Below are 14,129 nucleotides of genomic sequence, written 5' to 3' on the forward strand. Positions count from 1 at the left end.
GTCGAATCAGTGGGTCCACGCCTCGAGCGCGCCGGCGTAATCGGCCGGCGTGGCCAGCGGACGGGCGTCCAGGCGCTTGTCGATACGCTTGATCAGCCCGCTCAGCACCTTGCCGGGGCCGCATTCGGCGATCCGGGTGATGCCCTGGGCGGCCAATGCCTGCACGCAGCCGGTCCATTGCACGGGCAGGTACAACTGCTCGGCCAGCGCCTGGCGAATCGCCTCGCTGCCGGTATGCACGCGTGCATCGACGTTCTGCACCACCGGAATCTGCGGGGCGTGCCAGCTCAGGCCGGCCATCGCTTCGGCGAGCTGGTTGGCGGCATCGCGCATCAACGGGGTGTGCGAGGGCACGCTCACCGCCAGCTTGACCGCCTTGCGCACGCCACGCTCGGCCAGCAAGGCCAGCGCGCGATCCACCGCCGCCGCATCGCCGCCGATCACGATCTGACCGGGCGAGTTGAAATTGGCAGGCACCACCACCTGGCTGCCTGCCGCCTCGGCACAGACCTCCTGCACCAGCGCATCCTCGGCGCCCAGTACCGCCGCCATTGCGCCGACACCGGCCGGCGCGGCGGCCTGCATGAACTGGCCGCGCAGCCGGACCAGGTGCGCGCCGTCGTGCAGCGACAGGGCGCCGGCAGCGACCAGCGCGGTGTATTCGCCCAGGCTGTGCCCGGCCAGGACCGCCGGGCGCTGCCCGCGCTGCGCATTCCACAGCCGCCAGACCGCCACACCCGCGGCCAGCAGGGCCGGCTGGGTGTATTCGGTGCGGTTGAGCATCTCTTCCGGGCCGCCCTGGGACAGGGCCCACAGGTCGACGCCGGCGCCATCGGAGGCTTCGGCAAATGTTTCGCGGATCTGCGGGTGCAGTGCGGACAGTTCGGCCAGCATCCCTAAGGACTGCGAGCCCTGGCCGGGAAACACGAAGGCGAGAGTGGATTCGGTCACGCGTTGCTGCCTACAAAAATCGAGCCGGGATGATACGTGCGAAATCGTCCCGGCGTCTGTACTGCCGCGTATGCAAGCCCCCGCCAGCGGGGCCGCCGACACGCCTACAGCAAGGCGTTGAGCAGATCCATGTCGCCATCGGCCAGCCAGTCCACGCACATCACCAGCACCAGCAAGACGCCGAGCGAGGTTGCCGCGTGGATGGCCAGGATGGCACGCGCCAGCGCCCCGGCAGAGCGGCCCAGGCGGCCGGTGAGCTGCGCAAACCGCTGCAATCGCCCGGTCACCACATGCGCATGCGCCGCCACCGCCGGGCCGGCCGCATCGAAGGCGCACGTCATCAACCGCTGCAGCACCGCGCGGCGGCCGCGGTAGTACTTGGCCACCCCGTAGCCGAACACCAGCCAGTCGCGCGCCTGGGCCTGCGCCAGGTCCATCACTTCCAGCGGGTCTTCCTCGAAATCGATGAAGCCGACCGCCTGCCCGTCGAAGGTCATGTTGCGCGGAAGCGGCTGGCCGAAATAGGCGCCATCGCGATGGGCATCGGCGATGGCCGCCACCGCCAGCGAAACCAGCCGGTCGCGCTCGGGCGCATCGGCCTCGCGCAGGCAACTGGCAAAGGAACGCCCGTTGTCGCTGAGCACCAGGGCCGCCTGTCCGCAACCGACCACGCGCGGCACATTGACCGCTTGCGCCTGCAGCTCGCCGAGCCGGCGTGCCTCCAGATCGCGCGCAGCATCGCCGCCACGGTGCGGCGGTGGACGCAAGGCATCCAGGCCCCAGCGGCGGGCAACGAAGTTGAGTGCTCCAAGCGAGACCGCGCGGCTGTGGCGGCGGTACTGCTTCAGCCAGACGCGCTGTCCGGCGATGACGATGGGTTCTGCCATGACGGGCCCGTCCCTGATGCTGTCAGGCAGCGCCGGCGGACGCGGCGCTGCCTGCCGGACTCAGTAGCGCAGCAGCGCCGAGCCCCAGGTAAATCCGCCACCGAATGCTTCCAGCAGCAGCAATTGACCACGCTGCACGCGGCCGGAGCGCACCGCTTCGTCCAGCGCCAGCGGCACCGAGGCCGAGGAGGTATTGCCGTGGCGGTCCACGGTGACGACCACTTGCTCCATCGGCAGATCCAGCCGCTTGGCGGTGGCCTCGATGATGCGCAGGTTGGCCTGATGCGGGATCAGCCAGTCCAGGTCGTGCTTGTCGTAGCCATTGGCGGCCAGGGCCTCGTCGACCACCGAATCCAGGGCCTTGACTGCGTACTTGAACACGTCGTTGCCCTTCATCAGCAACGCGCCGCCGCCGTTCTTGCCCTCGCCGAAGCCCACCGATACGCCAACCGGATCCCACAGCAGTTCCTTCTTGCTGCCGTCGGCATGCAGATGGGTGCTGAGGATGCCGGTTTCTTCGTCGGCCTTGAGCACGACCGCGCCAGCGCCGTCGCCGAACAACACGCAGGTGGTGCGATCGGTCCAGTCGACGATGCGGGTCAGGGTTTCGGCGCCCACCACCAGCACGGTCTTGGCGTCGCCACTGCGCACGAACTTGTCGGCCACGCTGAGCGCATAGACAAAGCCCGAGCACGCCGCGTTGACGTCGAAGGCACCGCAGCCGACATTGCCCAGCCGCGCCTGCAGCAGGCAGGCAGTGGACGGGAAAATCAGGTCTGGGGTGGTGGTGCCGACAACGATCAAGTCGATCTCGTCGGCGGTCACGCCGGCCGCTTCCATCGCCTTCAACGAGGCGAAATACGCCAGGTCGCTGGTGGTCTGGTCGTCGGCGACGATGTGACGCTCACGGATACCAGTGCGCGAGAAGATCCATTCATCGCTGGTGTCGACGATCTTGGACATGTCGTCGTTGGTCAACACCTTTTCGGGCAAATAGCTACCCGTGCCCGCGATTCTGGAATAGATCCGCTTGCTCATACTGTTCCCTGTTGCAAGAGCCGCGGTGGTCGGCGGCTCCGGAAGAAGCGAGGGTCACCCGGCCGCGTCGAACGCACCGGGTGCCACGAATCAATCTTCTTGGACGGCCGACGACTTGGTCGCAATCACCTTCTTGCCGCGGTAGTAACCGTCAGCGGTGATGTGGTGGCGCAGATGGATCTCGCCGCTGGTCGGATCGGTCGACAGCTGCTTGGCGGTCAGGGCATCGTGCGAACGACGCTGGCCACGACGCGACGGGGTAACTCGGGATTTCTGCACAGCCATGGGATTGCTCCAACTTAAGTTCGATAACTTGTCTGTCGAGTCGAACTGGACGCTTCACGCCCGCGCCGACCTGTCTTTCCGCCCTTCACAGCGGCGGTTACTGTTTTTTGAACGCTGCCAGCGCCGCGAACGGACTGGCCTTGTCTTGCTCTTCCTGGGTCGGAACCCACTCGGCCTCGACGGCCTCGCTGCCCGGCGCCATCGGCACCACCGGGATCGACAGGACCAGCTCGTCCTCGACCAGGTCTGCGGCCCGCAGCATGCCATCTTCCGGCACCAGCAAGGCTTCGTACTCGGCCGGCAACGCCGCTTCGTCGGCTTCGTCACGGATCAAACCAAGACGCTGCCTGATTTGCACCGGATACAGGAAACGCTGCAGGCTGCGCTGGCAGGCCAGCGGAAGCTCGACATCGACACTGAGCTCGACGTAGGCGACCTTCAACAGGCTGTCCTGATCGAACTGGAGCGAGTAGACACACTCGCCCTCGGTATCGACCAGGCTGCCTTGCAGGCGGGTCATCGCAGAGAGCGGGATGCGGCCATCGAAGCGCCTGCGCGCTGCGACCATCCGCCAAGCATCCAGCATTTCGGGTACGTTCGCGGACATAAGCCGCAGAATGTTAAAGATCCGCCGACGCCCTGTCAAATGCCCTTATTCACGCACATGGCGCGGCGCCAAGGCTGCCAGACTTCCCTACCCGTCCGACGCAGCGCCCCATGATGCCACGCCTGATTCTTGCCTCCACCTCAGTCTATCGGCGCGAGCTGCTTGGCCGGCTGCGACTGGACTTCACCACCGCCCGGCCGGAGGTCGACGAGCAGGCGCACCCCGGGGAGGCCCCGGACGTGCTGGCCAGCCGGCTGGCCGCGGAAAAGGCGGCGGCGGTGGCCGCGCAGGCGCCCGACGCCTGGGTGATCGGTTCGGACCAGGTCGCCGATCTGGACGGCCAGGCCCTGGGCAAACCGGGCACGCTGGAGCGGGCCCATGCGCAGCTGACGGCGATGTCCGGCCACGTGGTGCGCTTCCATACGGCAGTGAGCCTGGTCGGCCCTGGCCGCACCACGCACGCGCTGGACCTGACCGAGGTGCAGCTGCGCCCGCTGACGCGCGCCGAAATCGATCGCTACCTGGCCGCCGAGCCCGCACTGGATTGCGCCGGCAGCTTCAAGTGCGAGGGCTTCGGCATCAGCCTGTTCGACGCCATTCGCTCGCAGGACCCCACCGCCTTGGTCGGCCTGCCGCTGATCGCGCTGGCGCGGCTGCTAAGGCAGGCGGGGTTCGAGATTCCGTAGGAGTTGCATTGCGGCCGAGCGTGGAGGCCGCACACGGAAAGATCGGGCATCAGCAAAAATTCCGAGTCCCCAGTCCCGGCATCCATGCAGGCGGATTCGGCCGCACACGGCCTTAATCGGGCCGAGCCAGCGGGCAGAACTGATACGGATAGTCGGCCTGCCCCACATGCGAGGACAGCGTGCGGCAGCGCGCAGGGTCCAGCGTCAGCCCGTACGCGGCCAGGCGCTGCTGCGCGGCCTCGCGCACGGCACGGTCTGCAGCGGCGATGTCCGCCGCCCTGCCCTTGGCAATGGTGAGTACGCAGTGGCCCGGCTGAGATGCATCCAGCTCGGCGCGCAGGCCGCGCGCGATCAACCAGCGCAGGTGCGTGCATTGCGGTTGCACGCTCCACCCCAGCTGCTGCGCCCAGCGATTCATCCGGTCGACCCGCAGTTGCTGCTTGTCGCGCGCCGCGCCCAACATGGCGTATAGCTGCGGCCGCTCGGCAATCAGCGTGCGCACGCGCTGCCGGTACTGGTCGGTCTCGGCGATATTCGTCGCCACACCGATATACCGCGCCTGCCGCGGAAGCAGCGGCACCCGCCAGGATTGCGGCTCGTCGCCGACCAGCAACACCGTGGAGGCGGCAGGTTCGCCCATCGCCGGTTGCTGCACCTGGAAGCTGTCGCGGGCCCAGGCTTCATGCCCCCAATCTTTCCACCCGACCACCGCGACCAGGGCACATAGCCCGATCAACCAGGCCGCCTTGCGATCGGCGCGTATGGCGAATGCGTGCCGACACACGATCCAGAGCACCAAGGGCGCAAGCAGCTCCAGCACCACCAGATAGCGATGAATGCTGAAAATGGCCTGCCACAGCGCGTAAGCAACGCTGAAGAACATCAGCAGGACCATGGCCGAGCGATCCAGCTCAACCTGCCGTACGGGCCGGCGCAGCACCCCGCGTCCTGCAGCGACCAGCGTCACCGCATACAGCACCGCCCAACCGGCTTGCACCAGACCAAGATCGCCGATCCGTTGCGGCTTGAAGGTAAACAGCAGCGGCCAGATCAGCTGCTCGCCGAGATTGCGCGGCAACCACCGCACATCGGCGATCGACACCGGCTGCGCCAGCGGCGATTTGAAGACTCCGTTGAACTGCGGAAACAGCGGATTGCCAAGGTGTTGCCAGACCTGCCAATACCAGGGCCCGGCTATCAGCACCAACACCAGCACCGCAACGCCGGCCAGCACGCCGAGGCCCAGCACGCGCGAGCGCATCCGCCCGCCATCGCAAAGGACCGCCGGCACCAACGCCAACGCGTAGAGCGCATTGGTGAGCTTGAGCGAGACGGCCAGACCCATCAGTGCGCCAGCGATGGCCCATCGATGCACAGCGTGCGCACCGTGCCGCGCACGCGCTTGCGCTGACAACACCAGCGCCAACGCTGCCAGCACAGGGATCGCACTGGCGGTATCGCCCATGGTGCCGCCAAGTTCGGACAGAAACACCGCGCTGCACATGCCGGCCACTGCTAGCAGCGGCGCCCACTGCGCGCGCCGCGCTTGCCCGGCCAGTACGCGCCATGCCACTGCCGCCACCGGAACGAACACTAGCGCATGCAAGCCGCCCAGCAGCAGCCCGACCACCGGCCCGGGAAGCTGCAGCATCAGCCAGGCATGCAGGGCATCGAGCAATGGGCTGAAGTAACTCTGCATCTGCGCCGACGCCAGATCCACGCCCAGCCGATCATGTGCCCAGGCATCGCCAATATAGAGGTGGTAGTTGCGCAGGTCCCAGTTGGCGTCCTGGCCCAGCCCAAGCGAGAGCAGCGCACCCAGCAGCACGACCGCCGTCACCGCTGCGGCGATCTGGCGTGGCGAATGAAAGCCGAACTGGCGATCGGCCCAACCCAACAGCCGCTGTCGCCGGCCCACCGGTGTCGATGTCGCGATGGCTGCCATCAGCGGGCAGCTACAGGCGCACGCGGCGCCACGAGAGTGGCGACGCCCGGCTCGGCCAGATACGCCAGATGCTTGGCCTCGACGCGTCCGCGCGTGACCGTGTCCAGGATCAGCCCGCACGCCAGCAGCAGGAAACCCAGCAGCATCAGCGCCACGCACAGGATCGCCGTGGGGAACCGCGGCACCAGTCCGGACTGGAAATAGGTTTCGAGTAATGGAATCGCCAGCACGATCGACAACGTGGCGCTAAGCACAAAGCCGATGGAGAAGAACAACAACGGCCGCTCGGCCTTGAACAGCTTGGCGATGGTGGTGAGGATGCGCCAGCCGTCGCGCCAGGTGTTCAACTTGCTTTGCGAGCCTTCCGGGCGCACGCCGTAGGCGGTTTCGACCTCGGCCACCGGCATGCGCAACTGCAATGCGTGCACGGCCAGTTCGGTTTCGGTTTCGAATCCGTGCGCATGCGCAGCGAAGGATTTGACGTAGCGCCGGGAGAACACGCGATAGCCGGACAGCATGTCGTCGAAGCTGCGACCGAACAGCAACCCCGCGCAACGCGTCAGCAACACGTTGCCGACGCGATGACCAGGCCGATACGCGGCCTGCTGCTGATCGCGCCGCGCCCCGACCACCATGTCCAGGCGCTCGTCGATCAGCTTGCGCACCAGCACCGGTGCGGCAGCCGCATCGTACGTCGCATCACCATCGACCAGCACGTAGATGTCGGCCTCCACATCGGCGAATCCACGCCGCACCACATTGCCCTTGCCCTGCAATGCCACGCGATTGACCTGCGCGCCCGCCGCCGCTGCGACTGTCGCGGTGGCATCGCTGGAATTGTTGTCCAGCACATGGATCGCCGCGCCCGGCAAGGCAGCAGCAAACGCGCCGACCACCGAGGCGACCGTGGCCGCCTCGTTATGGCAGGGCACCAGCACGGCGATTCGGATCCCGGGCACAGGCACGGGAGGGACAACAGTCATGGCATCGGTCATTGCGTGATCTAAGGTGTGGAAATGGTAATGGGCTGTTCCCACCAGTCCTCGACGCTGCCGTCGTGGCCGTGCAGGCGCAGTCCCAGCCAATGCGTGCCCGGCGGCAGCGCATGCGTGTCGAAGGTGGCGCTGAAACCGACATTGGGATGCTGCGGGTCGGTGGAGATCTTCCAGTACGGGCGCACATCCAGCAGCGTGCCGTACTCGGCCTGCGCGACCGGACGCCCGTCCAGCAGCAGCTCCACATTCGACAGGCCGACGCCATCCTTGAACGCCCAGCCACGCACCTGCACCTGCCCGGACACCTGCACGTCCGGCAGCGGCGTATCGATCCAGGCCATCGCCGGGGCGATGCACGGCCCGGGCTGGCGCTGCGCCGGCAGCGCGAACAGCAGGAAGCGCTGGTAGCCGTGATCGGTGGACACCACGGTGGGCGGCGGCAGCGGCCCGACCATCTCGCAGATGGCGTGATAGCGCTTCAGCAGGTCGCGATAACGCTGATCGCTGGGCGAGAGCACCAGCAGCCGCGGCCCGTTGCGCGTGCCGTCGCTGAGCAGCCCCCATTGCAACAACTGCGCGCTGCGCCCGTGCTTGTCGTTCAACTCTGCACGCAGCACCTCGACATTGGCATCGTGCAACTGAAAGCCCAGCTCGGCACCGACCTTGAAATTTTCCGCCAGCACGCGCGTACCCGGCGGCATCTGCGCCAGCCGGGTCTTGACCGCGCGCGCCAGGTCCTGCCACCCGGCGAAGTTGCGCGGATAGTATTTTTCGCCGGCCGCATGCGCGCGAAGCGACGGCACCGATACCGCCAGGTAGTAGCCATACGCCCCCAGGGTGCCGAGCAGCGCGATCACCCAGGCTGCGCGACGCAGCGTATGCGGCCAACGCATCAGGATCACCGGCACCGCAACCAGCAAGGCCAGGTAGCCCGGCAGCGGCCAGTGGAAACTGATCCGCTCGGCATCGCTGAAGAAACCGAGCACGAAGATCGCCACCGTCGAAATCCCGCCCAGCAGGCCGAAATAGCGCCATTGCGCCCGCGAACCGCCACCGGCGCGCGTGCCGGCCAGACCGACCTTGAGCATCGCCCAGGCCAGTGGCGGGGTCACCAGCACCGCCTGTATCAGCAAGAACCACAGCCCGGTGACCTGGAAACGCCACGGATGCCGGTCGACCAGCTGGAAGCGCAGCCCGGCCTCGTCGTGCTCGGTATTCCAGAACAGCAGCGGCAACCAGCTCACCGCGCCCAGCGTCAGCGCCATCCAGATGCGCGGGTCGCGCATGACCGCGCGCCCCTGCGGAATGCACAGCAGCGCGATGCAGCCCACCCCGATCACGCCGGCAAAACGGTAGTGACTGAGCGCGCCGATCACCAGGCCGATGGCGAGCTCGAGCGCACTGGTGGCATCGACCTCGCGCAGCAGCCGCGCACCGGCATCCATGCACAGCACCGCCGCCAGCGCCATCGGCACATCCGGCACCGCCAGGATGCCCAGCGTGGCCGACAGCGGCATCAGCAAGGTCAGGCTGCCGGCCTGCCAGCCCAGCGTGGAGCCGAACCAGCGCGTGGCGATATGCGCGATCAACCAGGGAATCAGCGCGGAAATGGCCAGAAACGGCAGGCGCAGGGCCAGCAGGTGATGCCCGCCCAGTTCCACGCCCAGCCGCGCCAACCAGGCCGTCATGCCCGGCAGATCCGAATACGCGGCGGCCAGATGCTGGCCTTCCTGCCAGTAGAACGCCTCGTCGACGAACAGCGGCAGCCGCGCGGCGATCAACAGCTTGACGGCCGTCGCCAGTGTCCACAGGATCACGAAGGTGCGATGTGCGCGTTGGTCCCCCTGCATTGCCCTATGCACTCTTCTTCCACCTACGGAATTGTGATGTCGATACCGCCGCGTTCCACGGAAATGCTAACCGATGCGCTGCGCCAATCGCTGCGGCGCGCACAAGACCAGGTCAATTCGCTGCTGTTGGGCAAGGCGCAGGAAGTGCGTCTGGCGTTCGTGGCGCTGCTGTCCGGCGGCCATCTGCTGATCGAGGATCTGCCCGGCCTGGGCAAGACCACCCTCGCCCACGCGATGGCCTCCAGCCTGGGGCTGGGCTTCCAGCGCGTGCAGTTCACCTCCGACCTGCTGCCGGCAGACGTGCTGGGCGTGTCGGTCTACGACGCCGCCTCACGCCAGTTCCAGTTCCATCCGGGCCCGGTGTTCACCAACGTGCTGCTGGCCGATGAAATCAATCGCGCCCCGCCACGCACGCAAAGCTCGCTGCTGGAGGCCATGGCCGAACAGCAGGTCACGCTCGATGGCGTCACCCATGCGTTGCCGGAGCCGTTCTTCGTGATCGCCACGCAGAACCCGGTCGATCTGTCCGGCACCTTCCCGCTGCCGGATTCGCAACTGGATCGCTTCCTGCTGCGGCTCAGCCTGGGCTACCCCAGCGCCGATGCCGAGCGCGCGCTGCTGTCGGGCGTGGACCGGCGCGAATTGATCGCCCAGGCGGCGCCGCAACTCAGCGACACCGACGTGGTGGCGCTGCGCACGGTGGTGGGCCAGATCCATACCAGCGATGCGCTGATCGGCTATGTGCAGGCCTTGCTGCTGCGCAGCCGCCAGCACGCCGGGGTGCGCGTGGGGCTGTCGCCGCGTGCCGGCATCGCGCTGCTGCGTGCGGCCAAGGCCTATGCGCTGCTGCTCGGGCGTGAGCACGTGCTGCCGGAAGACGTGCAGGCGCTGTTCGTGGCCGTGGCCGGGCACCGGCTGGTGCCGGAGGCCGAATCCTCGTTCGGGCCAGCGCTGGCCAAGGCGCTGCTGCACAGCGTGCCGGTGGACTGATCCCGGTGCGTGCGCACGTGCGCGGCATCGGCCGCCGACTCAGCCTGCTGGCGCGCCCGCGGGGCGCGGAGGCCTTGCCGATCGTGCTGGACCGGCGGCGCATCTACGTGCTGCCGACGCGCTTCGGGCTGTTCGTCACCGCCTTGCTGCTGGCGATGCTGCTGGGCGCATTGAACTACAACAACAACCCGGCCCTGCTGCTGGCGCTGTTGCTGGCCACCGCCGGGATTGCCAGCAGCATCATGGCGCACCTGCAGCTGTCGGCGCTGCGCATCGAGGCGGTCTCGGCCGAACCGGTGGTCGCCGGCGAGCCATTGCGCATGCGGGTGTCGCTGGCACGTCGCGACACCCGCGCACGGCGTGGGCTGCGCCTGGATCATCGGGACAGCAGCGGCTTCTGTGCGTTGCTCGCGCACGACATGGCCGAGGTCGACCTGCTGGTGCCCACCGAACGGCGCGGCTGGCAGGACATCGAACGCATCCGCCTGTCCAGCACCCAGCCACTGGGGCTGGTGCGCGCCTGGTCGTGGGTCTGGCCGGAAACGCCGCTGCTGGCCTATCCCAAGCCCGAAGAACAGGGGCCGGCATTGCCAGAGGGCGCCGGTTCGCCCAACCAGACCCGCCTGCACCCGCAAGGCGAGGAACTGCACCAGCTGCGCCCGTATCGCGCCGGCGATGCGCCACGCACGATTTCCTGGAAGCACTCGGCGCGCCGCGACAGCCTGCTGGTGCGCGAATACGAGCAACCCCTGGGCATCGAAGTCACGCTGGACTGGCGCACGCTCAACGCGCTGCCGTACGAGCGCCGCATCGCGCGGCTGGCGCGCTGGGTCAACCTGGCCGAACGCGACGGGCGGCGCTACCGCCTGCTGCTGCCGGGCCAGCCGCCGCTGGGGCCCGCACAAGGCAGCTCCCACCATCACCTGTGTCTGCGCGCCCTGGCCCTGCTTCCCCATGACTGAGCCGTCCGTCCCGATCACCCAGGCCAGCCGCGGCTGGGTGCTGGTCACCAGCTGGCTGGCACTGGCGCCATTGCTGCTGCAGCTGCCTGGCCTGCTCGCCGGCACCATTGCCGTGGCCGCCGTGCTGGTCGGCGTGCTGAGCTGGCGCGCCACCCTGATGGCACCGGTGCGGGTGTTGCTGGTGGTGGCGATGCTGGGCGCGGTGTACTGGCAGATCGGCATGCGCTTCGGCCGCGACACCGGTTGCGCGGTACTGGCGTCGATGCTGGCGATCAAGGCCTCCGAGCTGCGCACCCTGCGCGATGCGCGCAGCCTGCTCGGCTTTGCGTTGTTCGCCCCGTTCGCGGCGTTTCTGCTCGACCAGGGGCCGGCGACGATGGGGCTGGCACTGCTGGCGGTGGTGAGCGCACTGCTGAGCATGCAACGGCTGGCCGACGAGGAACACCGCACCGCCACGCCTGGGCTGCGGCTGCAATTGCGCGGCATCGGCAAGCTGGTCGCCATCGGTGTGCCGCTGGCGCTGGCCACGTTCTGGCTACTGCCGCGCCTGAGCTCCCCGCTGTGGGGCGTGCCCGAGCGCGCGCTGTCGCGGCCCGGCCTGTCGGACACCATGTCGCCGGGGGAATGGATCGACCTGATGGCCGACGACAGCCCGGCGCTGCGCGTACAGTTCACCGGCACGGCGCCACCGCCGCAACAACGCTACTGGCGCGGGCCGGTGATGTGGGACTTCGACGGCCGCACCTGGCAGCGCGCGCGCTGGACCGGCCGCAGCCAAACGGCATCGGTCACTGCCGGGCCGCAGACTTATCGCTATCGCCTGGACTACGAGCCCACCGATCGTCGCCAACTGGTGTCGCTGGACCTGCCCACGCAAGCCGTGGCCAATGCCGATCTGTCGCCCGACTACGAACTGTTCGCACGGCGGCCATTGAGTGCGCTGACCCGCTGGGAGCTGCAGTCGGCACCACCGGCCCGCTTCGACACCGACCTGCCCGACCCGCTGCGCAAGCGCGCGCTCGCGCTGCCGCCGGGTTTCAATCCACGCACGCTCACGCTGGCACGACAATGGCGCAGCGAGGCCGGCAGCAACGACGATGCCGTGGTGCAGCGGGCGCTGCAGTGGATCACCCGCGAGTTCGCCTACACCCTGGACACCCCGCTGCTCGGCCGCAACAGCGTCGACGAATTCCTGTTCCAGCAGAAGGCCGGTTTCTGCGAGCACTTCAGCTCTTCGTTCGTGGTGCTGATGCGCGCGGCCGGCATCCCGGCGCGCGTGGTCACCGGCTATGCCGGCGGCACCTACAACGGCTTCGGCAATTACTGGGTGGTGCGGCGCATGGATGCGCATGCCTGGACCGAAGTCTGGCTGGCCGGGCGCGGCTGGGTGCGGGTGGACCCCACAGCCGCGGTGGCGCCGGAACGCATCTACGACACGCTGGAAGACCGCGTACAGGTCGGCGCGGGCAACAATTTCGCCCAGCTCGGGATGTGGGCCAGCCTCGGTCAGGTCAGCGACCTGCTGCGCCGGGGCTGGAACGACCTGGTGCTGTCCTTCGATGCGGACCGCCAGCAACGGCTGTTGCAGCCGTTCGGCATCGATCGCCTGGACACCTCGCAACTGGCCGCCATCTTCGGCATCTTCGCGGTCAGCGCACTTGCATGGATGGGCTGGCTGCTGGCGCGCGGCGAGCGTGAGCGCGACCCGCTACTGCGCGCCTGGCATCGCCTGGGCCGCCGCTACGGCAAGCTCGGCCTGGCCCGCGAAGCGCACGAACCGGCCATCGCCTGGGCGCAGCGTGTCGCCCGTTCACACCCGAATCCGGCATTGTTGGCGCTCAGCCAACGTTTCGCTGCCGCGCGCTACGCTGGCGCTGATTCGGACAGCGCCTCACTCCTCAAAGATCTGCAGCAGCATCGCCCGCGAACCGGAGCTTCCTCATGAGTACCCGCTTTCTCCTTCCCATTGTCGCCGTGCTCGGGCTCGCCGCCTGTGCCACCGCGCCCAAGCCGCTGCAGGGGCAGTTCCCTACGGTCAGTCCGAGCGATTCCACCGCCAGCGCCCAGGTCGGCACGTCGGTGCGCTGGGGCGGCAAGATCATCCAGACCAAACCCGGCCAGGGCCAGACCTGCTTCGAGTTGATCTCGCGGCCGCTCAATGCCAGCGGCCGCCCGGACCGCAATGCGGTGGACGCCAGCGATGGTCGCTTCCTGGCGTGCCGCTCGGGCTTCTACGATCCGGCCGTGTTCGAGCCGGGCCGCGAAGTGACCTTCATCGGCAAGATCGAAGGGTATGAAACCACCAAGATCGGCGAGTACGACTACAAGCTGCCCAAGGTCAATGCCGACGTGGTCTATCTGTGGCCGGTCGTGCGCGAAGTGGACGTGGTGCCGGCCTACCCGTACGGCCCGTGGGGAGACCCGTGGGGTCCGCGCTGGGGCGGTGGCTGGGGCTGGGGCCGCGGCTGGTGGTAACCGGCTGCTGAGTCAGTGACACGCAAAAACGCCGCTCCCAGGGAGCGGCGTTTTTGCGTGTGCGTCTCGGCTGCTCGAACAGGCCCATGCGCTCGCTCGCGCAAAGAGGTCAGGGCGTGCCGAAACGTCCCAGCGGCGCGCCGGCCAGCAGATGCAGGTGGATATGGAACACGGTCTGGCCGGCATGCTCGCGACAGTTCATCACGATGCGATAGCCGTCCTGCGCCAGTCCCTGCGCGCGGGCATATGACGCTGCGGCAAGTGCGAGCTTGCCCACCAGCACCGCCTGCTCGGGCGGCACATCGTCCAGCGTGGGAATGGCGTGCTGTTTGGGAATGAACAGCACATGCACCGGCGCCTGCGGTGCGATGTCCTGAAAGCCCAGCACCTCCTCGTCTTCATAGACGATGCTGGCCGGGATTTCGCGACGAATGATCTTGCCGAAGATGGTGTTGGAC

General features: G+C 67.8%; 14 protein-coding genes. 5 read left to right on the forward strand and 9 right to left on the reverse strand.

What is annotated here, in order from left to right:
- Positions 1 to 6: 6 nt before the first annotated feature.
- From fabD to EO170_RS14850, 5 genes are all read right to left on the reverse strand, one after another.
- A complete protein-coding gene (gene fabD / locus EO170_RS14830; RefSeq protein WP_126946029.1) occupies positions 7 to 951 on the reverse strand; it encodes an ACP S-malonyltransferase in 945 nt (314 codons plus the stop codon).
- A 104-nt stretch (positions 952 to 1,055) separates the two neighbouring features.
- On the reverse strand, positions 1,056 to 1,838 hold the full coding sequence (locus EO170_RS14835) for a serine/threonine protein phosphatase (RefSeq protein ID WP_119129157.1): 783 nt from the start codon (positions 1,836 to 1,838) through the stop codon (positions 1,056 to 1,058).
- Positions 1,839 to 1,898: 60 nt separating this feature from the next.
- Positions 1,899 to 2,876, reverse strand: coding sequence for a beta-ketoacyl-ACP synthase III (locus tag EO170_RS14840; RefSeq protein ID WP_047130405.1), 978 nt, complete (start codon positions 2,874 to 2,876; stop codon positions 1,899 to 1,901).
- Positions 2,877 to 2,966: 90 nt separating this feature from the next.
- Complete coding sequence (gene rpmF / locus EO170_RS14845) at positions 2,967 to 3,161, reverse strand: 50S ribosomal protein L32 (RefSeq protein ID WP_003483870.1); 195 nt, start codon at positions 3,159 to 3,161, stop codon at positions 2,967 to 2,969.
- A gap of 97 nt (positions 3,162 to 3,258) precedes the next feature.
- Complete coding sequence (locus EO170_RS14850; RefSeq protein ID WP_047130404.1) at positions 3,259 to 3,768, reverse strand: YceD family protein; 510 nt, start codon at positions 3,766 to 3,768, stop codon at positions 3,259 to 3,261.
- Between the two features lie 110 nt (positions 3,769 to 3,878).
- On the opposite strand from EO170_RS14850, the gene EO170_RS14855 reads away from it, so the two are divergent.
- On the forward strand, positions 3,879 to 4,454 hold the full coding sequence (locus tag EO170_RS14855) for a Maf family nucleotide pyrophosphatase (RefSeq protein WP_126946032.1): 576 nt from the start codon (positions 3,879 to 3,881) through the stop codon (positions 4,452 to 4,454).
- Positions 4,455 to 4,566: 112 nt separating this feature from the next.
- Here EO170_RS14855 and EO170_RS14860 read toward each other — a convergent pair whose 3' ends face one another.
- From EO170_RS14860 to EO170_RS14870, 3 genes are read right to left on the reverse strand one after another with little or no spacing between them, the layout of a single operon-like run.
- Complete coding sequence (locus EO170_RS14860; RefSeq protein WP_126946035.1) at positions 4,567 to 6,399, reverse strand: hypothetical protein; 1,833 nt, start codon at positions 6,397 to 6,399, stop codon at positions 4,567 to 4,569.
- Complete coding sequence (locus EO170_RS14865; RefSeq protein WP_164741054.1) at positions 6,399 to 7,394, reverse strand: glycosyltransferase family 2 protein; 996 nt, start codon at positions 7,392 to 7,394, stop codon at positions 6,399 to 6,401. Before EO170_RS14865 ends, EO170_RS14860 begins: the two co-directional genes overlap by 1 nt.
- Before the next feature lie 8 nt (positions 7,395 to 7,402).
- Positions 7,403 to 9,244, reverse strand: a complete 1,842-nt coding sequence (locus EO170_RS14870; RefSeq protein WP_164741055.1) for a glycosyltransferase family 39 protein — start codon at positions 9,242 to 9,244, stop codon at positions 7,403 to 7,405.
- Between the two features lie 36 nt (positions 9,245 to 9,280).
- On the opposite strand from EO170_RS14870, the gene EO170_RS14875 reads away from it, so the two are divergent.
- From EO170_RS14875 to EO170_RS14890, 4 genes are read left to right on the forward strand one after another with little or no spacing between them, the layout of a single operon-like run.
- On the forward strand, positions 9,281 to 10,234 hold the full coding sequence (locus tag EO170_RS14875) for a MoxR family ATPase (RefSeq protein WP_126946080.1): 954 nt from the start codon (positions 9,281 to 9,283) through the stop codon (positions 10,232 to 10,234).
- 5 nt (positions 10,235 to 10,239) lie between these two features.
- Positions 10,240 to 11,196, forward strand: a complete 957-nt coding sequence (locus EO170_RS14880) for a DUF58 domain-containing protein (RefSeq protein ID WP_115676289.1) — start codon at positions 10,240 to 10,242, stop codon at positions 11,194 to 11,196.
- Positions 11,189 to 13,141 (forward strand): DUF3488 and transglutaminase-like domain-containing protein, encoded by a 1,953-nt coding sequence (locus tag EO170_RS14885; protein WP_126946044.1) that lies wholly within the window; start codon positions 11,189 to 11,191, stop codon positions 13,139 to 13,141. Before EO170_RS14880 ends, EO170_RS14885 begins: the two co-directional genes overlap by 8 nt.
- Positions 13,138 to 13,671, forward strand: a complete 534-nt coding sequence (locus EO170_RS14890; protein WP_024938444.1) for a Slp family lipoprotein — start codon at positions 13,138 to 13,140, stop codon at positions 13,669 to 13,671. The genes EO170_RS14885 and EO170_RS14890 overlap by 4 nt, the downstream gene beginning before the upstream one ends.
- Positions 13,672 to 13,780: 109 nt before the next feature.
- Here the strand turns inward: EO170_RS14890 and EO170_RS14895 are convergent.
- On the reverse strand, positions 13,781 to 14,129 hold a 349-nt coding region (locus EO170_RS14895; protein ID WP_241239454.1), incomplete at its 5' end, for a histidine triad nucleotide-binding protein.

It is taken from the genome of Xanthomonas sp. BRIP62409 (assembly GCF_003992965.1).
GTDB lineage: Bacteria > Pseudomonadota > Gammaproteobacteria > Xanthomonadales > Xanthomonadaceae > Xanthomonas > Xanthomonas euroxanthea.